Origin of the sequence: Arthrobacter sp. MMS18-M83 (assembly GCF_026683955.1) — a bacterium.
Lineage (GTDB): Bacteria > Actinomycetota > Actinomycetes > Actinomycetales > Micrococcaceae > Arthrobacter.
In genome coordinates this window covers 1244946-1269133 of record NZ_CP113343.1, presented here as the reverse complement: position 1 = coordinate 1269133, position 24188 = coordinate 1244946, and the positions used below count along the sequence as shown (strand labels likewise).

The following is a 24188-nucleotide window of genomic DNA, read 5'->3' as shown; positions in this document are numbered from 1 at the left end:
CCAGCCCCGACTATGATCTCTTGTAGAGGAATGATCCAGGCCGCCAAGCGTGGCCGTTCCTGGTCCCACGAATCGCATCATCGAAGAAGAGGTTCACGTGTCTCCAGCGCCAATGTCCCAGACGTATTCCACGATTTCGCCCGCGCTCGCCGTCGGAACCGATGAGCCGGACCGCAACCTGGCCCTCGAACTTGTCCGCGTCACCGAGGCCGCGGCCATCGCCGGCGGTCACTGGGTTGGTTTCGGCGACAAGAACAAGGCCGACGGCGCCGCGGTTGACGCCATGCGCTCGTTCCTCCACACCGTCCATTTCAACGGCGTCGTTGTCATTGGCGAGGGTGAGAAGGACGAAGCCCCCATGCTGTTCAACGGCGAGCACGTCGGGGACGGTACCGGGCCGGAGTGCGACGTCGCCGTCGACCCCATCGATGGAACCCGCCTGACTGCCCTGGGCATCAACAACGCCCTCGCCGTGCTGGCAGTGGCCGAACGCGGCACCATGTTCGATCCCTCCGCTGTGTTCTACATGGAGAAGCTCGTCACGGGTCCCGAAGCAGCTGACATGGTGGACCTGCGTCTGCCGGTGAAACAGAACCTGCACTTGATCGCCAAGGCCAAGGGCGTCAAGGTCAACCAGCTCAACGTCATGATCCTGGACCGCGACCGCCACCGCCCGCTGGTGGAGGAAATCCGCGAAGCCGGCGCCCGCACCAAGTTCATCATGGACGGCGACGTCGCAGGCGCCATTGCCGCCGCACGTTCCGGCACCGGCGTCGACGCCCTGATGGGCATCGGTGGCACCCCGGAAGGCATCGTTGCCGCTTGCGCCATCAAGTCCCTCGGCGGTGTCATCCAGGGCCGACTCTGGCCCACCAGCGACGACGAGAAGCAAAAGGCCATCGACGCCGGCCACGACCTCGAGCGTGTGCTCTCCACCAACGACCTCGTGACGAGCGACAACTGCTACTTCGCAGCTACGGGCATCACCGACGGCGATCTCCTCAGGGGCGTGCGCTACTCCAAGGACAAGGTCCTGACCCAGTCCATCGTGATGCGCTCCAAGTCCGGCACCATCCGCTTCGTCGACGGCGAGCACCAGGCCAGCAAGTGGGAAGGCTACGCCCGCAAGTAGGCTGATCCACCCCGCCGCTTTGCGCGAACTGGCAGCAAATGCCCTCTAAATCGAATTTTGAGGGCATTTGCTGCCAGTTCGTTCTTAACGCCAGAATCCGTCCTGTGGATAACTCAAATTAGGACTCGAAGCCGGGCAAGAATTGAGGATGTCCAGGACTTCGATGCCACAGCAACTCCCGAACGGCTCCTTTCCAGCGTCGGCCGCCGAGAGCCTTGGATTGAGTCCGAAACAATTGCGCCGCGACGGCATTGTCACGTTGTCGCGGGGATTGCGCCTGCCGTTGCACAGCACGGGGACGGTCGCGGAGCACCTCCGTGGCTACACCGATCTCGACCCCGAATGTTGCCTGAGCCATGGGTCGGCCGCGCGGATCCATCGCATCAGTCTGTCCGCGGCCCTCAACGAGGACTGGCGGATCCACCTGGCTCGGCCGGGCGAGACATGGAAACCGCGGAGGCGGAATGTTGCCGGGCACCAACTCACGTTCAAACCGGGTGAAGTGATAGTGCTCGACGGCGTCCGGCTCACCTCGCCGGCGCGGACGTGGCTGGACTTGGCCCAATTGATGAGCATCGAAGACATTGTCGCGGCGGGCGACTCGATCGTCGTCGAGCACGGCGACAACCATCCCAGACCACGCGAGGCCTTGGCAACCATTGAGGATTTGAAGGCGATGGTGGCAGGCCACCCCGGCATGAGAGGCGTACGCAAGGCACGGCTGGCCCTGGATTTGGTTCGAGTCGGCGCCGATTCACCGCAGGAAACGCAAATGCGCCTCATATTGCTGCATTCAGGTTTGCCTGAACCCACGCTGAACCACGTCATCTTCAACGAGTGGGGCGCGCCCGCTGTCTGGCCTGATGCCGCTTACCTCAAAGAGCGGGTCTCCCTCCAATACGACGGGCGGCATCATGGGGAAGCTGAGCAGTACCAGAGGGACATCAGGCGCCAGGCCTTAACGGAACGGCTGGGTTGGCGCGAAGTCCGGGTCCACCATGACGATTTGCTCGGGCCCCGGCCCGAAGTGGTGGAGAAAGTCCGCCGTGCGCTGTGGGGTGGCCGCGAATTGGCAGCAAATGCCCGCAAAATTGAATTTTGAGGGCATTTGCTGCCAGTTCGCGCGGAGAAAAGAGTCAGCGGAGCTTTTCGCGGAGCTTGCGCGCGAGTTGGTAGGCACCGTATCGGAGCTTGTTCACGGGAAGGTCCCACGTGCCCGGGTAGGCAATTTCGCGGCCGCCGAAGGACTTCTTGAAGGCAGTGAATCCGGCCCACTTATGGTCGGGATCGCCTTCCGGGGCAACACCCCACAGGTCGACGTGCTTGAGTCCCTTGTCCTTGGCATCGGCCATCAGCGTCACGAGCAACGGAATGCCCGCGCTGAGCTTGCGGTGAGTGTCGTCTAGGGCCGCGTGGGCGTAGGTACGCGTGTCGGCGGAGTCGTACGCCAATGCGGCGGCAATGGGCTCGCCTTCCAGTTCGGCGATGAACAGGGTGCCAGCGCCGGCAGGCATGAGGGAACGGGCTACCGAGCTCAAGTAGTCGTCGCTTTGGGGTTTGAAACCGTTGCGTGCCGCAGTCATGTGCAGGAAGTTGAGAAGTATCGAGATCTCTTCAGGATCCTGCGAAGACCGGAACGTTACGCCCTTCTTGTGGATGTTGCGGTACAGGTTCCGGTTGGTAGGTTTCATGCCCGCAAGGACGTCCTTGAAATCGCCGTCGAGGTCCACAATCCAGCTCAGTTCCGGCTGCTGGTTGGACGGCGCCGGCTGCAGGCCGCGAGCCCGAAGTACCGCGTCGGCGTCGGCGGCTTCGAACCCGGCGGTGACAGGTTCCATCCGGACAAACACTGCCCTGCTGCGACGCGCGATGTCCACGAGTGCCTCTACAGCCGCGTCGAAGGCCTCCACCGAATCGGCCACAGGTCCGTACGGCGTGTAGATCACCTTGCCGGCAGGGTTCTTTTCCTCCACAGCAAGGAAACGCCACCCGGGGCCGGATTCCTCGTGCACGGTACGGCCGAGGGAACGCTGGAAGGACGCCCAAGCGGGCGTCTGCAGGAAATACTCCACGGCCTAGTTCCCCAGCCCCGTTGTGACGGCGAACGCAACGCTCGTTCCCGCTGCGCCTGAAGCCGGGTGCACCATGACGGGCTCTTCGGCCGCAGGGATGAACGCACTTCCGCCACGCGCGACGGCGAGTTCGCTCTTGGGGGAGTCGAGCACGACGGAACCCGACACGACCACGACGACGGCGGGACCGACTTGCGCCAGCGGCACCGGTTCCGCTCCCGGAACCAACTCGATGCGCTGGAGTTGGAATTCCCGGAACGGCGGCACATAGAGATCCTGGCCAAACCCCGAGGTCCGCGGCACGATGCGCGGCACCCCGAGGGAAGCGAACTCGATGGTCTTCAGGAGTTCGGGAACATCGATGTGCTTGGGGGTGAGGCCACCGCGGAGCACATTGTCCGAGGCCGCCATGACCTCCACGCCGAGGCCCTTCAAATAAGCGTGGACGTTTCCGCCCGGCAGGTAGACGGATTCGCCCGGTGCCAGGAAGACCAGATTCAAGAGCAGGGAGATCAGGACACCCGGATCCCCCGGGAACTCACTGTTGATGCCAACCAACGTGGTGAGCTCCGCGGTGTGGATACCCATTGGCGCGCCCGCCTTCAAGACGGAGACCACTTGCTCCGTTGCCGCCGAGACGGCATCCCCGCCGGTAATCAGGCGGGTGAACGCAGCCTTGAGAGCGGCAGACTCGTCAGGGCCGGATAGGTCTGCGATGACCCCCGTGATGACCTCCGGGACGTCGACGGCGGCCAGGTCCAGGAGAGTCGCGAGGTGCTCGAAAACGCGTAGCGACTCGGCGGCTGGACGGAAACCGCAGAGCGCCTCAAACGGGGTCAGCGCGAAGATCATCTCCGGCTTGTGGTTGTCGTCCCGGTAGTTGCGCCCCGGGGCATCCGCTGCCACGCCCGCGGCATTTTCCTTTGCGAAGCCTTCCCTGGCTTGCTGCAGCCTCGGGTGGACCTGTAAGGACAGGGGCTTGTCCGCCGCAAGGAGCTTGGTGAGGAACGGCAAACGGGGACCGAACTCGGCCAGGCTGGATTCGCCTAGGAAATGGGCGGGATCTGCGTTGATCAGGGCGTCCAAGGCAACGGAGGACCCATCGGGCCGGGTGGCTAGGGAAGGCGAGTCGGGGTGCGCTCCGATCCACAACTCCGCCTCGGGTCCGCCCGAGGCCGGCCTTCCCAGCAGGGTGGAGATCGCCGTCGTCGATCCCCAAGCATACGGTCGCAGAACGTTCTCAAGCAGGTACACGGCAGGGGATCCTTGTCATTACGAGGCGGTACGTTCGGATAATTCGGGCGCTTGCCAGCCTACAACGGTCTGCATTGCCCGTTGCTGGGATCCGTCAGGTTCGTTCCGGCTGGTTCCGAGCGGGCCGGCCATTGGACATCGCAACGCCCTCTTAGCGGCTGCTCCGAGCGGAGACGTTGGCCGTGGAGAACACCTCGGCCACCTTGTCGCGGAGCCTGGCCCCTTTTTCCGTGGCAGTGTTGTTGAGCTCCTGGGCAAACTCGAGCAGATCGCCACGAAGCCTGACGGCCAGTTCATCCGTTCCGGAAGCAAGCATGCGCACGGCGAGGAGCCCGGCGTTGCGGGCGCCCCCGATCGACACGGTCGCCACGGGTACGCCTGCGGGCATCTGAACGATGGACAGCAGGGAATCCATGCCATCCAGGGTCTTCAGCGGGACCGGGACGCCGATCACGGGCAGCGGGGTGACGGATGCGAGCATGCCCGGCAAATGGGCGGCGCCACCTGCTCCGGCGATGATGACGCGGATGCCGCGCTCATGGGCAGTCTGCCCGTAGCGGATCATTTCCGTGGGCATGCGGTGGGCGGAGACCACGTCGGCTTCGAAGGGGATGCCGAATTCAGCCAGGGCGTCCGCCGCAGCTTCCATGACCGGCCAGTCGGAGTCGGAGCCCATGACCAGGCCTACGATCGGGGTGGCGTTCTCCGCACTCGCGTTTTCAGCACCCGTGTTTTCTGCACTCATGCGGTCTCCTCGGTGGTGGTCTCTGCCGGCATGCGGCCGTCACGGATGATGTCGGCAACAACGGTGGCGCGGTGCCGGATGGAATCGACGTCTGCTGTGGAAGTGCCGACGAGGTTCACGTGGCCGATCTTGCGGCCGGCACGCACGGATTTCCCGTAGCAGTGGATCTTCGCGGCGGGCTCATAGGCGAGGGCCTTGGGGTAGGCGCTGAAGAGATCCTGGTTGGCGCCACCCAGGAAGTTCTTCATGACCACCACCGCGCCCAAGGCGTCGGTGGCGCCGAGGGGGAGGTTGAGGACCGCGCGCAAGTGCTGCTCAAACTGGCTCGTGACCGAGCCATCCTGCGTCCAGTGGCCCGTGTTGTGCGGACGCATCGCGAGTTCGTTGACCAGGAAGCCGACCCCGACGCCGGGAGTCTCAAAGAGTTCTGCCGCCATGACGCCAGTAACGCCGAGTTCATTGGCGATCCGCAGCGCTGCCTCTTCGGCGGCAGCGGCGACCTCCACGGGAATGTCCTGGGCAGGCGCAATGACTTCGTCGCAGACGCCGTCCACCTGGACAGTGTGGACAACCGGCCAAGCGCGCGATTCGCCGTCGGGCGTTCTTGCGACGAGCGCGGACAGCTCGCGGCTGAAGTCAACCTTCGCCTCGGCCAGCAGCGGGCTCATGGCCGCGAACCAGTCCGTTGTGGTCCGGGCGTCGTCCGCGGAGTGAACGATTCGCACGCCCTTGCCGTCATAGCCGCCGCGCGGAGTCTTCAGGACGATCGGCCAGCCGATCTGCTCACCGAAAGCCACAAGGTCTTCGACGCCGTGGACGGCTGCCCACTCCGGGTTGGGCAGCCCGAGGCGGTCGATCGCTGCACGCATCACCAGTTTGTCCTGCGCGTGCACGAGCGCATCCGGGCCTGGTTGGACATTGACGCCGGCCTCGATCAGGGCGCGAAGGTGCTCGGTGGGGACGTGCTCGTGGTCGAACGTCATGACGTCCAATCCCTTGGAGAACTCGAGCAAGGCCGCGAGGTCCGTGTAGTCGCCGACTGGAGCCGTCGCCACGGCCTGGGCGGCAGAAACGTCCTCGCCTTCGGCAAGGACACGGAGTTCAAAGCCAAGAGCGGTCGCGGCCGGAGCCATCATTCGTGCGAGCTGGCCGCCGCCCACCACGCCAATTACAGGAAAAGTCACAAGGTTCAGCCTACCGAACCAGCAGCCGTTCCTGGATTCCGCTGCCACCGTTGCCGGCATGGCTGCCGAAAGGGTTCCCGTGCGGGGCCGTTGGCGCGGAACAATTGGGCAAGCCTCAAGGAATCGGCGCTAAAATGAAGACTTCGGCCCATCGGCCCCCTAGAACAACGGCCATGGAGGGTCATGATCAACACACTTGCAGATCGCATCCGCGGACTTGCCTCGCTCTTTTGGCGCGAAGTAGCCAAGTTCGGCGCTGTCGGCGGTGTTGCGTTCGTCATAGACAATGGCCTGACCTACTATCTCATGCACGGTCCGATGTCGGACAGCGAGGCCAAGGCCCGTTTCGTCGGAGCCACTGTGGCCACGGTGTTCTCCTGGATTGCCAACCGCTTCTGGACGTTCCGCCACCGCCGCCAGGACAACGTGGTGCGCGAGTTCGTGATGTTCATCATCATCAACGGCATTGGCATCGGTATTTCCACCGGCCTCACGGCCATCGCCAAATACGGCATGAATATCCAGGATAAGAACATCCTCTTCGGTGCCGGCGTGGTCGGCATCCTGGTGGCCACAGTTGTGCGCTTCTTCGCCTACCGCTTCCTGGTGTTCAACAAGGAACTGGACGAAGAGCCGGCCTTCTCGCATGACCACGAGCTCATCGAAGCCCATCACAAGGCCAAGGCCAAGGCCATCAACGCCGCTAATGCCGCTGGTAGCGCCGACGCTGACGCTGGCTCCGGTGAAGGCGAAGAAGCGGTCAAGCGCCGCTAACACGCTCGTTGTCCAGCAGGTGCTGGGTGACTTCGACGTCGGGGTGAACCAGCACCACTGAGCCGTCTTCCTTCCATGCGCCCAGCGCCTCCGCCAGCGCTGATTCCAAGCCGTCGGCTGCGCGGACCAGCAGCCGAACACCGGTCTCGTGTTCCTTGGCAAAGCCGTCCAGCAATTCATTGTGCGCGTATCCGGTTTCAGTGCGGCGCAGGGCCGGCAGCGCGGGGTCCGGTTCGGCGTGTGCCATGAACACGTCGCCGTGGGAGCGGACCTCTGCGGCGTAGTCCACGACGCCGACTGGCAGTTCCCCGGGCCAGCGCATCGCGAGTGCCGCCAGCGGCACGGCGACGACCGCATCAAAGTCCGAGCCAGCACCGACGTCGGGGGTGTCCGTCACAAGGAGATCGGCGCTGCCGCCGTCGAGCACCAATTCCATGCCCAATTGCCAGCCGGCCAGCGCCCACACAAGGGACTTCCAATGGGCCGGCAGGTCCAGGCGCAGGCTCATGCCCGGCTCGGCGTCGAACTCGTCCTGAAGCAAGTTGCTGGTCTTGGCGACCCAATTGTCCAGAACCCGGCCTGAAAGCTCCACCCGTTCGGCATCCGGTCCGTACCAGGTCAGGCGGGGTGACGTGGCGTGTCCGGAACGCAGGGCTGCCATCAGGTTCATCGCGGGGGTGCTCATGGCTACATCTTGCCACGGGGGGCCCGCGCAGCCACGGGGAGTATGTGAATTGCGCCACACGGGGCCGGTCGGGGTTGTTCGAGCGACGATCCCGTGACCGCATGATTTCCCTGAAATTCAACGAAAATACATATTAACTGATTCACGGCTTCCGTTTTTCGCCTGGGCGCGCGGGTGGTGCGGAAAAATCCCGGGCGTGGCGCGGCAGCAGTTAGTGCGGAAAGTTGATTATTATCCCGGCGCGGCTTGACGGCTTGGTAGTTACACGCGTGTAATTAGATATCGAACGCCGCTGCGGGAGTATCGGTAACATAACCGAGTACCTAATGAGCACGGCAGTATCTGCAACATCAGGAAGGGACGCCATGGGGCAAGCGTTGCGTATCCAGGAAGATGCAGTCGTCGCGGAATATGCGTCGGTCAAGTACCGATCGCGGGAAGTTCCGGGGGATTGGTATGTTGACCCGGCAGATCCGCAGGCGGCGGACCGTTATATCGAGACCACTCGCGAGTCGTTGGAAGATCAGGCAACAGCTCTTCTGGCCGCACACGAGGCCCTCGTAGGGGACATGCCCGCAGATCCGGAGGACGATCTTGACGATCCTCCCATGGAGCTGCGCCGGCCATTCGACAACCCGGCCCAGCCGGTGTGGATCGGGCTCCCTGGCAAGGGGGACTTCGACGACGAAGGCGAACTCGGTTGGCAGACGGACGCCTTGTGCGCCCAGACGGACCCCGAGGCCTTCTTCCCCGAAAAGGGGGGCTCCACGCGGGATGCCAAGAAGGTTTGCGGTGCGTGCAATGTACGTTCGCAATGCCTTGAGTACGCACTCGCCAATGACGAACGTTTTGGTATCTGGGGCGGGCTCTCCGAGCGCGAGCGCCGCAGGCTGAGGAAGCGAGCGGTCTGATTCTCAAGGCAGTACACGTTACCGCCGTCGTCGTCTCGCATGACGGCGGTAACTATCTCCCCAGAACCCTGGCGGCTCTGCTGGACCAGACGCGTCCGGCAGATGCCGCCATTGGCATTGATACGGGCTCCCGCGACAAGTCCGCAGCGTTGCTGCGGCGGGCGCTCGGCGAGGGCAACGTCACCAGCACAGGCGAATCCAAAATAGGCTTCGGCGCTGCCGTCATGGCTGGCCTGGCCCGTTCGGCTCCTTCGAAGGAACCGGGAACCACGGAATGGATCTGGCTGCTGCACGACGACGCCGCTCCCGCCCCGGAGGCACTCGCCGAGCTGCTTCAGGCAGTCGAGCGCGCTCCCTCGGTGACGGTGGCTGGTTGCAAGCAGCTGGCCTGGAACGCGGAACGCAAGCTCATCGACGCCGGCCTGTCCACGAGCCGCTGGGCCGAAAGGCTCACGCTCATAGAGGCCGACGAACTCGACCAAGGTCAGTACGACGGACGTACCGACACGTTCGCCGTGAATTCCGCGGGCATGCTGATCCGGCGCGACGCGTGGGAGCAGTTGGGCGGCTTTGACCCGGCGCTACCGGGCGTAGGAGACGACGTCGATTTCTGCTGGCGCAACTGGCTTGCGGGCAACAGGGTTGTGGTGGTCCCGGCGGCACGCATGTTCCACGTCGTGAACCGGCCCCACAGCTTGTCGACACCTGCCGCAGCCCGCAAGAGCCAGGTCCATTTGAGGCTCACCCATGCCTCGCCATGGAAGGTTCCGTTGCACGTGGTCGGCGCCCTGCTCGGTGGCCTGTTGCGGCTGGTCTTGAGCATTCTGGTCAAGGAGCCGGCCCAAGGAATATCCCAGCTCGGCGCCACCTTTGCAGCACTCGGCCGTCCCAGGGCGATTTGGCGCGCCAGGAGGAATGCCGCCCGGACGCGCCGGGTGCGGCGCTCCGTGATCAAGGGCCTGCAGACTCCGCGGCGCGAGGTTTGGGCCCACCGCCGCTCCCTTGTAGAAGCGATTGGTGCAGACGATTTCCAGGAGACGCAGGATTCCCTGGCTCCGGAACCCAGCGGCGATGCTGGCGACGATTTCGCAGCCCTCGCTACGAATGAGCGAGGGTGGATCGGCACAGGTGCAGTAGCGGCCGGATTCGTCGCCCTGGCCGCCTCCTTCGTTGGCCTGCTGGGACTCCTGGGCGCGGGCGGCGTGACCGGCGGCGGACTGCTGCCTGTGGCTACCGCAGCTGACATCTGGCGGTCCGCCTCCAGTTGGTGGATCAGTTTGGGCGCAGGACTGCCCGGTCATGGGGATCCCTTCGCCTACATACTGTGGCTCGCGTCGATGCTCGGGGCAGGCGACTCCAACGCAGCCATCGTGTGGCTGTTGTTGCTGGCCATGCCCTTGTCCGGACTAGGTGCCTGGTTTGCCGCTGGCGCGTTGACCACGCTGCGCCGTTACCGCTTCATTGCCGCACTGGTGTGGGCCGGGGCGCCGGTTCTCCAAGTCTCTGTGAACCAAGGAAGGCTTGGGGCCCTCCTGGCCCATATGGTGATGCCTTTGCTGGTCCTGGCACTCTTGCGGGCCACGGGATCGGCACTGGGTCGGGGCGCTACGTCCAACCAGCTTCAGCACCAGCCGTCCGGTGCTAATTCAACCAAACCGTTGCAGGGGAAACCGGGCAACAACGGCACGCCGTCCTGGACCGCTGCTGCCGCGGCCGGACTGGCGCTGGCGGTAGTGACGGCCTCTGCGCCGTCCCTGCTGCCCCCCATTGCCGTCCTCGTTGTCTTTTGCGGCATCGCCCTGGGGCGGCGCGGGCGGACTGTCTGGTGGTCATTGCTTCCTAGCGCGGCGCTTTTTGCACCGTATGTCCTCTCGGTCCTGGAGCGGCCCCGCGCCATGCTGGCCGATCCAGGCCTCCCGCTCGGGTTCGAAGCCGCACCGTTGTGGCAACAATTGCTGGGCCAACCCCTGAAATTCGACGTCAACGGCGGATTGGCCGGCTTGGCTCTCTTTGGCCCTTCGGTCGTGCCGTGGGCGCTGTTGCTTGCTGTACTGGTTTGCGCACCGGTCTTCCTCTTGTCCGTGGCGGCCCTCTTTGTGCCCGGACGGCGCTCTCGCGTCACGCGTTTCCTTTGGGCGGGGGCCCTCCTGCTCCTGGCCTGGGGCTGGCTCGTCGGGCACGTGGCCACAGCCGCGAACGGCAACCTGCTCGTAGCACCCTTCACGGGGCCGGCAGTTTCCGCTGCCGGGTTCGCCGTGCTTGGAGCCGCGCTGATTGGAGCCGAAAACCTCCTCCAACTCACGGCCAAGGCGGAGGATGGCCGGCCGGTCAGGCGTGCCGCAGTGCGAGCCCTCTCTGCTGTGACAACCCTTCTCCTGGTTGCCGGACCCCTGGCCAGCATGGGTGTATGGGCAACACAGAACGTTATGACCAATGCGGATACGCTGCCGGCGGCCAGTGGTGCCCTCGGAACCCCGCGCCTGGTCCAGCCGGCAGGTAAGAACACGCTTCCGGCCACCGCCGTCGACCACGGCCAAGGGCCTGAACAGACCCGAACGTTGGTCATCACAGCCGCTGAGAACGGCGGTTACACGTCATCCATGATGCGTGGGGCCGGTACCACGCTGGACTCGCTCTCGACCGTGGCCGCCGCCGGTTCAATCGTGGGTTCACCTGGCCAGGAACGCCTCGCGGCCGACGACGACGCGACTGCGTCCATCCGGAACGCAGTCGCCACTATTGTCGCGGGAAGCGGTGTGGACCCGCGGCCCAACCTTGAGCAACTCGGGGCCGGATTCGTTGTCCTGAAGTCAGCCGACACCGCGGCCCAGCTGACCGCCAACCGGATAGATTCCGTTCCTGGCCTGGTGGCTGTGGGAAAGACCGATTCCGGGTGGCTGTGGCGTGTCACGCCGCTGAACCGGGCTGCCGCAGCCGATGCCGAAACGGCGCACCGGGTCAGGGTGGTGGACGCCAAGGGAGCTGTGGTTGCCCTCCTTCCATCCCTCGGAACGTCTACTGAGGGTGGCATCCCGGCCGGCGGGGATGGCCGCCTTGTAGTGCTCGCTGAGCGGGCAGATGCCGGCTGGAGCGCTTGGCTGGATGGCCGTCGTCTGAGCCCGACCACCTCGGGATGGGCCCAAGCGTTCATCTTGCCGCCTGCAGGCGGCAAAATCGAGATCCGTTACACCACTGTTTGGGAGCCTTGGCTCGGCATTCTGCAGGCCATAGTGATTGGTTTGACTATCCTGCTGGCCATTCCCATGCCTGCCCGCAGGCCGAAGACCGGCCTCCTGAAGGAACAAAAAACTCTCCGTAAGGAATACAGCAGTGTCTGACGACCAAGACCGTAGGTCAGTGACGCCCACCCCGCAGGGTAGCGCGGAACCGGGCATCGGGGGGAAAAGGGAGCGCGGCCAGCGCAAAGCCGGGAACAAGAACACGGGCGTTGTGTTGGGCGTGCTCTCCGCGGCGATACTTCTTGCGGCGGGGGCGGGCATGGTTTCTGCGGCATCCATAGTCCCTGCGCCGTCAGGGAGCAAGACCTTGGACATGTCCCTTGCCGATGTCCCCGCAGGCAAAGCGACCGCCGTGTGTCCGGCGCCTCCGCGCCTCCCTGAGGGAACCGCCGCGGGCACCGACACTCAATTCAGCCCCATTTCGCGTTCAGCCAAGAGTTTCCTGGATGCGGTAGTGCTCAGTGACGCCGCCGGCTCTGTTCCCGGAAGCATCCTCGCCTCACTGGGCGGGTCCGCGATAGCCGAAATCGCCAAGCCCCCTGCCGCCGTGCACACCCCTGCGCCAGGGCCTCCCGTCCTTAGCGCGGGCGTCGTTGCCCAACGGCCGACGGGTGAAGTGACCGTTGTGGGTGCGGATCCCATCAGTGGCCAAAAGGCCGCCGTGGCGGGCCTGATGAGCTACACGGCCAGCGACGGCGATCTCCGAGGCCTTGCGGCGGCACCCTGCCAGCAACCGGGCAACGATGCCTGGCTCCTAGGCGCCAGCACCGCACTGGGACGAACAGCGGTTTTGAACATCAGCAATGCTTCGGGCACACCGGCCACCGTCAACCTTGACCTGTACGGTGCCCGTGGCCAGATCCAGGCCTCGGACAGCCGTGGCTTGCTGGTTTCGCCGGGAACTACGCGATCGATCAACTTGGCCGGGCTGGCCCCGAACGAGGGTCAGCTCTCGGTGCACCTGCGCAGCAGCGGCGGGCCGGTTGCGGCAAGCATCCAGCAAAGCGTTCTCCGAGGCCTGACGGCCGGGGGTGTCGAGCTGATAACCCCGGGCGCTGCTGCCGCTGACGCCCAGGTCATGACGGGGGTGGACATCCAAGACCCGGCCGCCGTGAAGTCGCTTGCCGACAAGGCAGGTTTTGCCGACGTCGTTCCGGCATTGCAGATTACCGTCCCCGGTCCCGCGGATGCGGTGCTCGACGTTCGGTTGTTCGGGCCGAACGGGCAGCGCCCGCTGCCCGGCGGGGAGCGGTGACTGCCAAAGCGGGTTCGGTCACCCAAGTGCCGCTCACGGGCGTCCCTGCCGGCATGTACACAGTCAGCGCTACCTCGGACGTTCCCTTCGCCGCGTCCACCCGCGTAACACGAGGACTCAAGGCTGAGGATCCCGTGGACTTCGCTTGGTCTCCGGCCGCGGTCCGTTTGGGCAGCCAGCATGTCATGGCGGTGCCTCAGGGAGGCACGCGCTTCCTCAGCTTCGGCGTGCCGACAGGCCGCGCCACGGTCAGCTACACTCCGGTCACGTCGGACGGCAAGGTGCACAAGACGGAAACCGTGGAGATCGCCGGGGGAACCACCTCGGTCATCGGGGTTCCAGAGAAATCCGACGGCGCCGCGATTTCCGGCTATATCGTGTCAGCGGCAGGAGACGCGGCCTACGGCGCGCTCGTGCTCGGCCAGGGCGATCAATCCGGAGTTTCGGTCCTGACCATTCAAGATGGTGCGGCGGGCCACGAAAAAGTACAGGTCACCCTCGGTTACTGAGCGGCCGTTTACGGGGTAGTGCCCTGCCGGGCCGCGGCTTACTGATAACGACGACGGTAGACAGGGTCCAGGGTTTCCGGCGGGACGCCGAGCATTTCGGCGGTGTATTCGACGACGACGTCGTGCACCAGGTCCTGGAGGTCTTCGCGGCCCCCGGTGGTGTGCTCTACGACGCGCCGATAGATGGTGATGACCGGTCCTGCGCCGTAAGCTGCCGGGGTGTATGAGCCCAACGGTGCCGCTGTGCCTTGGGCTACCAGTTCCTCGAGGTTTGGCGGGATCTCGTCGACGGCGAACGAGACGCCGTCGAGCCGTTTGCCCCACATATCCTGCAGCCGTTCGGCGGAATCCAGCACGAAGTCGTCGAACCGTTCCGCGCGGGTCCGGTAGCCGGGAACGTTGGGAAGCATGATTTCCCCGCGCAACCCGCGCCCGTGACGGTTTCGGCGGCGCTGCCTGAAGCCGCGTACGGGCGTGCCCGCCGTCGTCGTTTCCTGGCTGTCCTCGGTATCAGACAAATGGACTGTGAAGCCCGGAACGTGGTGCTGTGACTGCATATATCGACTTTAGACCTGTGGCTACGCCAACGCGACATAATGCCTGCTCAGAGGCAATGCACCGCGCCGCGGCGAAGTGCGGCTAATCTGGGATGTTGTGGGTGCAATTCGTCAGTGTTCCAGATCAGCTTGCCGCCAATCCGCGGTGGCCACTTTGACGTACGTCTATGCCGAATCGACGGCGGTACTGGGTCCATTGGCTACGTATGCCGAGCCCCATTCCTACGATCTGTGCGCGCAGCATGCGGAATCGCTGACGGTACCAAGGGGCTGGGAAGTCATGCGACTCGCCATGCCGTCCTCGCCGCCGCAGCCCGGGCCGGACGATCTCCTCGCCCTGGCCAATGCCGTGCGCGAAGCGGCCTCGGCGCCGGCGCCGGCGCCGGAACAGCGCACTGCCCGCGCTCCCTTTGATGGACCGGTCCCTGCCGAGGGAACAGCTAGGCGCCATCTGCGCATCCTGCGCGATCCTTCCTGAAGTCCTTCGCGTCCAGCACGAACCGCACGCTGTCTGACTCCGTGTGTCGCTGCTCCCTTTGTGACAAGGTTCCCGGTGCCGCCGGGTTGTACTCTGGAAGCTGCATATCAGTCCAAAGCGGCGCCTGCGATGGTGCCATCCAGGGAGCTTCAACCATGCCAAAGGTCAGTCCTCAATTGTTGTCCATCCTGCGTTGCCCGGTCACCGGGTCCCCGCTGGAGCAGGACGGCGAGGAACTTGTCTCGACGGCGGCGGCCGCCTCGGGTGAAAAGATCCGCTACGCCATCCTGGACGGAATCCCCTTGCTGCTGCCTCCGGAGCTGCTGGCTGCCGCCAACGCCGCTGCTTCGGACCAGCACGACGGACCCCGCCACGCCTGAGCCCCAACTGACTTCAACCATTCGGTACTTCTAAGGACTTCCATGACTTTCGACTACAAGGTTGCCGACATCTCCCTGGCCGAAGCCGGGCGCCACCAGATCCGCTTGGCCGAGCACGAAATGCCGGGCCTCATGTCGTTGCGCGCCGAGTTCGGTCCGAGCCAGCCGCTTAAGGGAGCCCGGATTGCCGGCTCCCTCCACATGACGGTGCAGACTGCGGTTCTCATCGAGACACTGACTGCCCTCGGCGCCGAGGTCCGCTGGGCCTCCTGCAACATCTTCTCCACGCAGGACGAGGCCGCTGCCGCCGTCGTGGTCGGCAAGGGGACAGTCGGGGATCCCCAAGGCGTTCCTGTGTTCGCCTGGAAAGGCGAGACCCTCGAGGAATACTGGTGGACCGCCGAGCAGATCCTCAGCTGGCCCGGCGCGGATTCGAACCCGGAGTTGGGCCCCAACATGATCCTCGACGACGGCGGCGACGCCACGATGCTGGTCCACAAAGGCGTCGAGTTCGAAGCCGCAGGTGCGGTGCCGACCGCTACGGATAACGACCCCGAAGAGTACGCACTCGTCCTCGATGTGCTGCGCAAGAGCCTCGCCGCCGACCCGAAGAAGTGGACCCGCATCGCTGCCGGCATCCGTGGCGTGAGCGAGGAAACCACCACGGGAGTGCACCGCCTCTACCAGCTCGCCGAACAGGGCAAACTCCTGTTCCCGGCCATCAATGTCAACGACTCCGTGACGAAGAGCAAATTCGACAACAAGTACGGCATCCGCCACTCGCTGCCGGACGGCATCAACCGTGCCACGGATGTCCTCATGGGCGGCAAGGTCGCCGTCGTTTGCGGCTACGGTGACGTCGGCAAAGGCGCCGCCGAGGCACTCCGCGGTCAGGGCTCACGCGTCATTGTGACCGAGATCGATCCTATCTGCGCACTCCAGGCAGCCATGGATGGCTACCAGGTGGCCAAACTTGAATCGGTGCTGGAACAGGGCGATATCTTCATCACCACCACGGGCAACAAAGACGTCATCATGGCCTCCGACATGCTCCGCATGAAGAACAAGGCGATCGTCGGGAACATCGGCCACTTCGACAACGAGATCGACATGGCCGGATTGGCAAAGCTTCCGGGTGTCCAGAAGGTCGAAATCAAGCCCCAGGTCCACGAATGGGTGTTCCCCGCAGCGGATGGCCGAAATGAGCGATCGATCATTGTGCTTTCAGAAGGCCGGCTCCTGAACCTGGGCAACGCGACCGGTCACCCGTCGTTCGTCATGAGCAACTCCTTCGCCAACCAGACGATCGCCCAGATCGAGCTGTGGACCAAGAAGGACCAGCCCAAAGGCGAGCGTGAATACTCGAACGAGGTTTACGTGCTGCCGAAGATCCTCGACGAGAAGGTCGCACGCCTCCACTTGGGTGCTTTGGGTGTGGAATTGACCGAACTCAGCAAGGAACAGGCTGAATACCTGGATCTTGACGTTGCCGGGCCGTACAAGCCCGAACACTACCGGTACTGAGAACACGGGCTGGGAGCGCGCTGACCGGCGAGCTCCCAGCCAATATCAAGCCACGCCCCTTAGGATGCGGCTGTGGGGCGTGAGTTTTTTGGGGGCGTGAGTTTTGTGGAGAAATCAAACATGGGTCTTAATCCTGACGGCGGGCAATCGGACACTTCCGAGCACTGGGACGCCTTCGAGCATGCCGAGGCCTTCAATCACCCGGACGCCTCGGAGCCTGTGGACAATGGCACCGTTCACGGGGAGACAAAGCGAAGCAGGTTCCGGAAGATGGCCTGGATCGTGGTTGTCTGCCTCATTGCCGCCCTCAGCGGCACTTTCGCTGCCGTGGCGCCGCATGCGGCCAGCGCGGCGATCGAGTCCGAAGGATCATCCGGTGAACGCAGCGAGGCGGGTGCCGTGCTGCCCGTCGTGAAGCCCGCCACGGTGGTCGCATCACCTGCGAGCGGGGCCAAACAGGTAAACCCCGCCGCTCCCGTCACAATCGCCGTCAAGGACGGAACTCTGGACAGGGTCTCTTTGACGAGCACCAAGGGAAAGACCATTGAGGGCGGGTTGACCCCGGATGGCCTCAGCTGGACGGCCACCACGCCCCTCGAATTCAACACTTCATACACTTTCAACTACACCGTGGCGGATTCGGCTGGCCGCGCCACCTCGAAAACCCAGTCCTTCGCGACGGTTTCCACCCAGAACGAGGCCGACGCCGCGATGTACCCCCTGGAGGGGTCCAAAGTAGGCGTGGCGCAGCCGCTTCAGATCACCTTCAGTGAACCCGTGGTCAACAAGGCCGCTGTCGAGAAGGCCATCAAAGTCACGTCCACATCAGGCCAAATCGGGGCCTTCCATTGGTTTAGCGACACCATGGTGCGCTACCGCCCGGAGAACTTCTGGGCAGCGAACAGCACCGTGACAGTGGATCTCAAACTTTTCGGGGTGGACTTTGGTAACGGCCAGATCGGCAACTTCAACAAGACGAACTCCTTCAAAATCGGAGACAAGAAGGTTGCCGTTGCTGACGCGGTCGCCCACACCTTCACGGTCAGCGTCAACGATCAGCAGGTTGGCCAGTGGCCGGACACCATGGGCGACACCAGGTTCCCTTCCGCGCGCGGCTACCTGGTGCTCATGGAGAAGTACCGGGTGGAGCACATGGACGCCTCCACCATCGGTCTCAAGCCCGGGGATCCTGCCTATTACGGACAGCTTGATGTCAACTACGCCACGCGCCTGACGCCCAGCGGGGAGTTCATCCACCAGGCCACGGACTCAGCGATGCCTTACATCGGTGTCACAAACCTCTCGCATGGTTGCATCGGCCTGGGACCGGACGGGGCGAAATGGGTGTTCGACAACATGACAACCGGCGACGTCGTCCAAGTGGTCAACACCGAGGGCGATTACGCCAACTTCGACGACGGCTTTGGCGACTGGAACATCCCCTGGGCGCAGTACGCGAAACGATAGGTCGACCCTGCAAGTGCCGCTCCGGCACATTGGGCTAACCGCCGTCGGAAGCGTACGACGCCGGCTGCTCGCCTAGCGCGTGAACGGGAGCCTGTTAAGTCGCGCGCCGACCATGGCGCTGCGTTGTTCCGCGCGGCGCAATCGTTCGAGGTCACGGTTCCGCCGTTCGCACAGCACTGCGTGCAAATAGTCTTCCGGCGTCGTTCCGGGCGGCGGCGGGGCAACATGGGCTGCCAGTTCGGTGGCGAGGGCTCCAGCCAGCCTGGTGCGTGATTCCGGGGCCATCCGGGACGCTTGCTGGATGAATTGGGAGGCACGCCGCGCGGTGCCGTCCGGAACCCTGCCGATGTCCGCGATTCCCACCCAAGCCTGCAAGTGTGGCGGAGTGTAGGGGAGGATCTTCCGTTCAGCAGGAACGCGCTGCCTGAGGGAATAGCTTCCCGCCACGACATCGCCGAGCCTCTTCGACTTGTCGTTGAAAAGGGCCACGGCGATGGCCAGTCCGCCGAACGTCGCGTAGATTTCCAGGAACCCGATCAACCCGCGGATCAGCGCATGCCGGAAGCGGATGGAGCCGCCGTCGTCGCGCACGATCCTCAGCCCGGTAGCCAGCTTTCCCAGCGAGCGGCCACGGCTCAGCGTTTCCACAGCCACGGGGACGACCACAAGGCACAGCACCACGCTGGACAGGGCCATTGCGCGGCCGGCGGCTTCGTCCATGCCCGGCGCCGCTACGCTCACGAGAATCAGCAATCCTAGAAGCAGCATTACATGGACCAGGACATCGAGCATGAGCCCGAGGGCCCTTGCCCCGAACGATGCCGGCCGCAGTTCGAGGACCACGGCCTCACCAGTAATGATCGAACTCAAGCCGTCCCCCGAAACTGCCACGTACTCCCACGATGTGGGCGGGACCGGTCGGCTCCCGCTGGGTCGAGTCTAGCCGTGGAGGCGGATGTGCAGCAGGGGTTGCTTGAGCGTTGGCACTGTGCTGGGATTGTTGGCACTGTGCTGGGACTGTTGGCATAGGGTAGTGCCGTGGACATGGACGCCTTCTCCGCCGTGAACGGGACCAAATGGTCCCGCTTGCACGAGCTCGCGCACAAACGACGCCTTGACGGCGGCGAAGCCGATGAGCTGTTGCGGTTGTACCAAGTGGTGTCATCACACCTGTCCCTCATCCGATCCGTGGCCCCGGAGAGCGCGCTGTCCGCGTCCTTGTCGGCGGCCCTGGCCCAGGCCCGCACCCGATTCACCGGGGCGAGGTCGAATTTCATGGAAGACCTCGCGCGCTTTTTCGTTGTGTCCTTACCGGCTGCGTTCTACCGCTTGCGCTGGCTGACGGTGTGTTGTGGGGCCTTCTTTTGCCTTGTAGCCGCGGCGTACGCGCTGTGGATCGGGACGTCGCCGGACGCGTTGAGAGCCCTGGGAAGCAGCAGCGCCGTCAAGCAATACGTCGACCAAGATTTTGTTGGCTATTACTCGGAGAACCCCGCTGCGTCCTTCGCAGGGGCTGTCTGGACCAACAATGCCTGGATCGCGGCTCAGTCCGTAGCTTTGGGCATCACCGGCTTCTGGGTGCCATACATGCTGTTCTCGAACGCACAGGGCGTAGGGATCGCTGCTGGTGTCTTCGCCGCCACCGGCAAGATGGACGTGTTTTTCAGCTACATCCTCCCGCACGGCCTCATGGAGCTGACCGCCGTTTTCATTGCGTCCGCTGGCGGTCTCCGCATTTTCTGGGCAATGGTTTCGCCCGGCCCCCGCCGCAGGATGCAGGCCGTGGCGGACGAGGGCCGCTCACTGATCACCGTGGCTCTGGGCCTGGTGATCGTCCTGTTGCTTTCCGGGCTCGTTGAGGCCTTCGTGACCCCCAGCCCGCTCCCGGTATGGGCAAAGATACTGATCGGTTCGCTCGTTCTCACGGCATACTGGGTCTATACCCTCGTGCTGGGCGGACGGGCGTTCCATGCCGGCGCCACAGGTGACCTGGATAGCAACGACGCCGGCTACCGGGAGATAGCCGCTTGACGGCACGTGGGTCCGGTCGCAATCCGGCTTCGCCGGGGTGGCTCCTCGTCCCTCCGCAAGGGCGGACTGTAGGCTCGAAGACAGAGAAGATTGCCAGCGGACCGTTCCCGCGCCGGCATGTGAATCCTACGGAAGTGAAATTGAAGTGACCGAGAAGAGCCCGATCCCCAAAGACCCGGACGCGAATATCCATGACGACGGCAATGAGCCGGCCTTCGATTGGATGAAGCCCGCCACCAAGTCCGCGGCCCCGGACACGCGCACGGCAATGGCTGCTGACGGAGGCCAGGACTCTTCCACGAAGTCGGTGCCCGAGGGTAAGCCGGCGGTTGAATCCGCGACCGGACAGCCCGGGAGCCGGGCCGACCGCAAGGCCGCCGAGGCGGCCGAAGCCGGGCCGGAACCGGCGCTCTTCGCCGAGCCCCTGCCGACGTCGGCCCTTCAGGTCCGCCCCCCGAGTCCGAGGTGGAACGCCGCAACCACGAGCGCGAGGAGGCTGCCAACGCCAAGCCCGTGGCTCCGCGCATTTTCCAGGTCCTGCTGGCCGTCTTCTACCCGGTGGTCCTCCTGGTGCTGGCAATCCGCGCCGTGGCCAGCCCGTTGTTTCTGTGGGTGGAGTACTACCGGCCGGGGTTCCCGGGCGACGGCTATGGCTTCAATGCCGATGACCGGATTACCTACGGTTCCTATGCCGTGGACTACCTCAGCAACTGGTCCGGTCCGCGCTACTTGGGCGAGCTGGTCAACCGGAACGGCGAGAAGCTGTTCAAGGAGGGAGAAGTCTCCCACATGGCCGACGTCAAGACCGTGATACTCTCCGCATTCGGTGCGGGCGCCCTCATGATCATCATTGGCATCATCGCCATGCTGTACCTGCGTAAGCGCGGCTCTGGCGGAATCCGCCGCGGCCTGTTCGCCGGTTCGATCGTCACTCTTGTGCTCATCCTGGGGCTGGGCACGCTTGCCGCCCTTGGCTGGCAACAGTTCTTCACGGAGTTCCACCAGATCTTCTTCGCGAATGGCACCTGGACATTTTCCCTCGACGACACCCTGATCCGTTTGTTCCCTGGGCAGTTCTGGATGGACGCCGGAATAGTGATCGGCGCGTTGGTCTTCGTCGTCGCCCTGCTGACGCTCATCTTCACCTGGCCTACCCGCCGCCGTCGCGGACTGCCGGCCAAGGACGACGCGGCTGCGGAAGCCCCCGCGGATGCGGAGGCGACCTCCTCCTGGGACGGCCCGCTCGAAAAGTAGTGGCTAGATCCAGGACGGCATCCACATACGCATACGCCAGTCCTGGTAGCTGATCACTTCCGCCGTCCACACCGGGTAGAAGAACGCCGACAGCAGCACGGCAAGAACCACCACCAGCCCCACCACGTAGAGCCCCGAGCGTCGGCGCCACGGGGGAGCGCTGCTCTTGCCCAGAGCAAGCCCCAATCCGTAGACCAGGGCCAAGACCAGGAAGGGTTCGAAGGAGAGGGCGTAAAAGTAGAACATCGTGCGGTCTGGATACATGAACCACGGCAGATACCCTGCAGCGACCCCCGCCAGGATGGCTCCCGCCCGCCAGTCGCGTCGTCCGGCCCACCAGAAAAGCACCACGAAGAGGGCAATCGTCGCACCCCACCAGATCACAGGATTGCCCACGGACAGGATTGCCGAGGTACAGCTCGATAGGTCGCAACCGGACGTTCCCTGCTTGGGCGACTCGTAGTAGAACGACGTGGGCCGCCCCATGACCAGCCAGCTCCACGGACTCGATTGATAAGGGTGGGGTGAGCTGAGGCCTTGATGGAAGTTGTAGGCCTCCATGTGGTAATAAGCAAGTGATCGCAACGGTCCGGGAATCCATCCCCAGGTGGCGGAAGGATTCGTTTCGGCCCATTGCCGGTAGTAGGCGTCCTTGGAAAGGAACCAGCCGGTCCATGTGGACAAGTACACGGCTCCGGCCACCGGGATCATGGTGAAGAACGCCGGCACGCCGTCTTTGATGATCGCGGAGCTGGGCCAACTCCGAATGCCTGCGATGCGCCGCGCGCTCATGTCCCAGAAGACCGTCATCAAGCCGAAACCGGCCACGAAGAACAGTGCCGACCATTTCGTGCCGACCGCCAGGCCTAGGCAAACGCCGGCCGCCAAGCGCCACCATCGAAATCCAAGCGACGGCCCTGAGGCGAGTTGCGATGGCGTTGGCCGGCCGTCCTTCGACGTGCCCGCAAGCGCGGCGAGCCGTGCCGCTAGACGGCGCCGACCGTCGTCGCGGTCCATCAGCAGGGCACCAAACGCCGCGAGCAGCCAAAACATCAGGAAGATGTCCAGCAGGGAAGTGCGCGACATGACCAAGTGGTGGCCGTCGACGGCGAGCAGTAGCCCCGCGACCGCGCCCAGGATGTGGGAACGGAACAGCTTCAGGGCGATCAAGGCGATCAGGAAAATGGAGAGAGTACCCGTCAGGGCTGCGGAGAATCGCCAGCCGAAGTAATTGTCCGAACCGAATAGCCACATCCCGAAGGCGATCATCCACTTTCCTACCGGGGGATGTACCACGTATTCGGGGGAGTTGAGCAGGATGTTGGGGTTGCCCGCGTTGAAGGCATCGTTGGCTTTGTCCGGCCAGCTCCGCTCGTATCCGCTGACCAGTAGGGAGTAGGCGTCCTTGACATAGTAGGTCTCGTCGAACACGAGGCTATGGGGGGCGTCGAGGCGGACAAAACGCAGGATCCCGCCGATTACGGCAGTGATGGTGGGGATCAACCAGAACCACAGTCTCAAGGACGGCGGGTAGTCCCGCCAACTCTGGATGCTGCCAATCAGCCGCGAACGCAGGGCCTCTGCGCTGAACGCCTCGCGGGGCCGTGTCAACCAGGTTTGCGGGGCGGGGCGCACGGAGGTATCGATCACTCAGCCATGCTACCTTTTGCCTCCGGTAGCTCCCTGAAAGCGGCATGGGAGGCCGGCGGAGCAGCCCTGCACAGGCCGAAGGGGCACCGGGGCACTAGGCTGGACGGGTGACTGAACAGCTGAGCTCCCCGGATGAAGCCCCCGATCCTGCCTCCGCGGAGCCCGCGGAGTCCACGGACACCCCCGCGGAGTCCATGGACACCCCCGCAGAGACCGTTGAGCCGCAGGCCCTTCCCGCACTTCCTGACGGCGTGGGCCGGATCGTGCTGGCCGCCACTCCCATCGGCAACGTCGGCGATGCCTCCAGTCGGCTCATCGAATTGCTTCAGACCGCCGACATCGTCGCCGCAGAGGACACCCGACGCCTGCATCGGCTGGTCCAGTCGCTCGGTATTACTGTGTCCGGCCGCGTCATCAGCTACCACGAGCACAACGAGGCCGCCAAGACCGAGGAACTCCTGGACCATGTCAGGGCGGGCAAGACCATCATCATGGTGAGCGATGCCGGGATGCCCGCGGTGTCCGACCCGGGCTTCCGCCTCGTGGAGGGAGCGGTGGCGGCCGGGCTCTTCGTCACCGCCTTTCCAGGGCCGTCCGCCGTCTTGACCGCGCTGGCGCTTTCGGGGCTGCCCACGGACCGGTTCTGCTTTGAAGGATTCCTGCCGCGCAAAGCCGGCGAACGCAGTTCCCGGCTTGCGGACCTTGGCAACGAACGCCGGACGATGGTGTTCTTCGAAGCACCGCACCGGCTTGAGCCAATGCTCCGCGCCCTCCATGAGCGGTTCGGCGCGGACCGCCGCATCGCAGTGTGCCGCGAATTGACCAAGACCTATGAGGAAGTCATCAGGGGAACCGTCCGGGAACTGCTCGAATGGGCTGAAAACAACGAGGTTCGCGGGGAGATTGCCGTAGTGGTGGCAGGGGCACCCGAACAGGCGGCAGGCAAGCCCGAAGACCACGTCGCCGCGGTCAACGAACTCATGGCCAAGGGCGTCAGGCTCAAGGAAGCGGTGGCTGCCGTGGCCGAAGAGGCCCGCGTCAGCAAGCGTGAGTTGTACTCTGCCGTGCTCGCGGCGCGTTAGGGCGG

19 protein-coding genes and 2 pseudogenes are annotated in these 24188 nt (G+C 64.3%); 13 read left to right on the top strand and 8 right to left on the bottom strand.

Annotated features, from left to right (window positions below):
- Positions 1-112 precede the first annotated feature (112 nt).
- Together glpX and OW521_RS05945 are read left to right on the top strand one after the other, a co-directional pair.
- The gene (glpX, locus tag OW521_RS05950) at positions 113-1132 is read left to right on the top strand and encodes a class II fructose-bisphosphatase (RefSeq protein WP_265978716.1); all 1020 of its coding nucleotides are present in this window, start codon (positions 113-115) and stop codon (positions 1130-1132) included.
- A 163-nt stretch (positions 1133-1295) separates the two neighbouring features.
- Positions 1296-2234 carry an endonuclease domain-containing protein gene (locus tag OW521_RS05945; protein WP_268023746.1) on the top strand — a complete coding sequence of 313 codons (939 nt, stop codon included), beginning with the start codon at positions 1296-1298 and terminating at the stop codon, positions 2232-2234.
- Between the two features lie 34 nt (positions 2235-2268).
- Here OW521_RS05945 and OW521_RS05940 read toward each other — a convergent pair whose 3' ends face one another.
- The 4 genes from OW521_RS05940 to OW521_RS05925 form a co-directional block, all read right to left on the bottom strand.
- The gene (locus tag OW521_RS05940; protein WP_268023744.1) at positions 2269-3204 is read right to left on the bottom strand and encodes a lipid II:glycine glycyltransferase FemX; all 936 of its coding nucleotides are present in this window, start codon (positions 3202-3204) and stop codon (positions 2269-2271) included.
- A 3-nt stretch (positions 3205-3207) separates the two neighbouring features.
- On the bottom strand, positions 3208-4458 hold the full coding sequence (manA, locus tag OW521_RS05935) for a mannose-6-phosphate isomerase, class I (RefSeq protein WP_268023742.1): 1251 nt from the start codon (positions 4456-4458) through the stop codon (positions 3208-3210).
- Between the two features lie 151 nt (positions 4459-4609).
- Positions 4610-5203 carry a 5-(carboxyamino)imidazole ribonucleotide mutase gene (purE, locus tag OW521_RS05930; protein WP_268023741.1) on the bottom strand — a complete coding sequence of 198 codons (594 nt, stop codon included), beginning with the start codon at positions 5201-5203 and terminating at the stop codon, positions 4610-4612.
- Positions 5200-6339 carry a 5-(carboxyamino)imidazole ribonucleotide synthase gene (locus OW521_RS05925; RefSeq protein WP_268025709.1) on the bottom strand — a complete coding sequence of 380 codons (1140 nt, stop codon included), beginning with the start codon at positions 6337-6339 and terminating at the stop codon, positions 5200-5202. Before OW521_RS05925 ends, purE begins: the two co-directional genes overlap by 4 nt.
- Positions 6340-6570: 231 nt before the next feature.
- Here OW521_RS05925 and OW521_RS05920 point away from each other — a divergent pair, with 231 nt between their 5' ends.
- Entirely contained in the window at positions 6571-7161 is a 591-nt protein-coding gene (locus tag OW521_RS05920) for a GtrA family protein (RefSeq protein ID WP_268023740.1), read from the top strand.
- Here OW521_RS05920 and OW521_RS05915 read toward each other — a convergent pair.
- A complete protein-coding gene (locus OW521_RS05915) occupies positions 7148-7846 on the bottom strand; it encodes a TIGR03089 family protein (protein WP_268023739.1) in 699 nt (232 codons plus the stop codon). The genes OW521_RS05920 and OW521_RS05915 overlap by 14 nt on opposite strands.
- A gap of 365 nt (positions 7847-8211) precedes the next feature.
- Here OW521_RS05915 and OW521_RS05910 point away from each other — a divergent pair, with 365 nt between their 5' ends.
- The 3 genes and pseudogenes from OW521_RS05910 (at position 8212) to OW521_RS24360 (ending at position 13760) form a co-directional block, all read left to right on the top strand.
- A complete protein-coding gene (locus OW521_RS05910) occupies positions 8212-8757 on the top strand; it encodes a WhiB family transcriptional regulator (protein ID WP_268025707.1) in 546 nt (181 codons plus the stop codon).
- Entirely contained in the window at positions 8757-12095 is a 3339-nt protein-coding gene (locus OW521_RS05905; protein WP_268025705.1) for a glycosyltransferase family 2 protein, read from the top strand. Before OW521_RS05910 ends, OW521_RS05905 begins: the two co-directional genes overlap by 1 nt.
- A 160-nt stretch (positions 12096-12255) precedes the next feature.
- Positions 12256-13760 (top strand): annotated as a pseudogene (locus OW521_RS24360) (DUF5719 family protein).
- 38 nt (positions 13761-13798) lie between these two features.
- Here the strand turns inward: OW521_RS24360 and OW521_RS05890 are convergent.
- A complete protein-coding gene (locus OW521_RS05890) occupies positions 13799-14317 on the bottom strand; it encodes a metallopeptidase family protein (RefSeq protein WP_268023733.1) in 519 nt (172 codons plus the stop codon).
- Between the two features lie 97 nt (positions 14318-14414).
- On the opposite strand from OW521_RS05890, the gene OW521_RS05885 reads away from it, so the two are divergent.
- The 4 genes from OW521_RS05885 (at position 14415) to OW521_RS05870 (ending at position 18166) form a co-directional block, all read left to right on the top strand.
- A complete protein-coding gene (locus OW521_RS05885) occupies positions 14415-14795 on the top strand; it encodes a DUF3499 domain-containing protein (protein WP_268023731.1) in 381 nt (126 codons plus the stop codon).
- A gap of 155 nt (positions 14796-14950) precedes the next feature.
- Positions 14951-15175 (top strand): Trm112 family protein, encoded by a 225-nt coding sequence (locus tag OW521_RS05880; RefSeq protein ID WP_268023728.1) that lies wholly within the window; start codon positions 14951-14953, stop codon positions 15173-15175.
- A gap of 42 nt (positions 15176-15217) precedes the next feature.
- Positions 15218-16699: an adenosylhomocysteinase gene (ahcY, locus tag OW521_RS05875; protein ID WP_268023726.1), complete on the top strand. Its 1482-nt coding sequence runs from the start codon at positions 15218-15220 to the stop codon at positions 16697-16699.
- 270 nt (positions 16700-16969) lie between these two features.
- A complete protein-coding gene (locus OW521_RS05870; protein ID WP_268025703.1) occupies positions 16970-18166 on the top strand; it encodes a L,D-transpeptidase in 1197 nt (398 codons plus the stop codon).
- Positions 18167-18238: 72 nt separating this feature from the next.
- Here the strand turns inward: OW521_RS05870 and OW521_RS05865 are convergent, their stop codons facing one another.
- Positions 18239-19036, bottom strand: coding sequence for an RDD family protein (locus tag OW521_RS05865; protein WP_268023724.1), 798 nt, complete (start codon positions 19034-19036; stop codon positions 18239-18241).
- A gap of 168 nt (positions 19037-19204) precedes the next feature.
- Here OW521_RS05865 and OW521_RS05860 point away from each other — a divergent pair, with 168 nt between their 5' ends.
- The gene (locus OW521_RS05860) at positions 19205-20197 is read left to right on the top strand and encodes a stage II sporulation protein M (protein WP_268023722.1); all 993 of its coding nucleotides are present in this window, start codon (positions 19205-19207) and stop codon (positions 20195-20197) included.
- 145 nt (positions 20198-20342) lie between these two features.
- A pseudogene (locus OW521_RS05855) lies at positions 20343-21451 on the top strand (TIGR01906 family membrane protein).
- Positions 21452-21454: 3 nt separating this feature from the next.
- Here OW521_RS05855 and OW521_RS05850 read toward each other — a convergent pair.
- Complete coding sequence (locus tag OW521_RS05850; RefSeq protein WP_268023719.1) at positions 21455-23101, bottom strand: dolichyl-phosphate-mannose--protein mannosyltransferase; 1647 nt, start codon at positions 23099-23101, stop codon at positions 21455-21457.
- A 194-nt stretch (positions 23102-23295) separates the two neighbouring features.
- On the opposite strand from OW521_RS05850, the gene rsmI reads away from it, so the two are divergent.
- A complete protein-coding gene (gene rsmI, locus OW521_RS05845) occupies positions 23296-24183 on the top strand; it encodes a 16S rRNA (cytidine(1402)-2'-O)-methyltransferase (protein ID WP_268025701.1) in 888 nt (295 codons plus the stop codon).
- Positions 24184-24188: the final 5 nt, after the last annotated feature.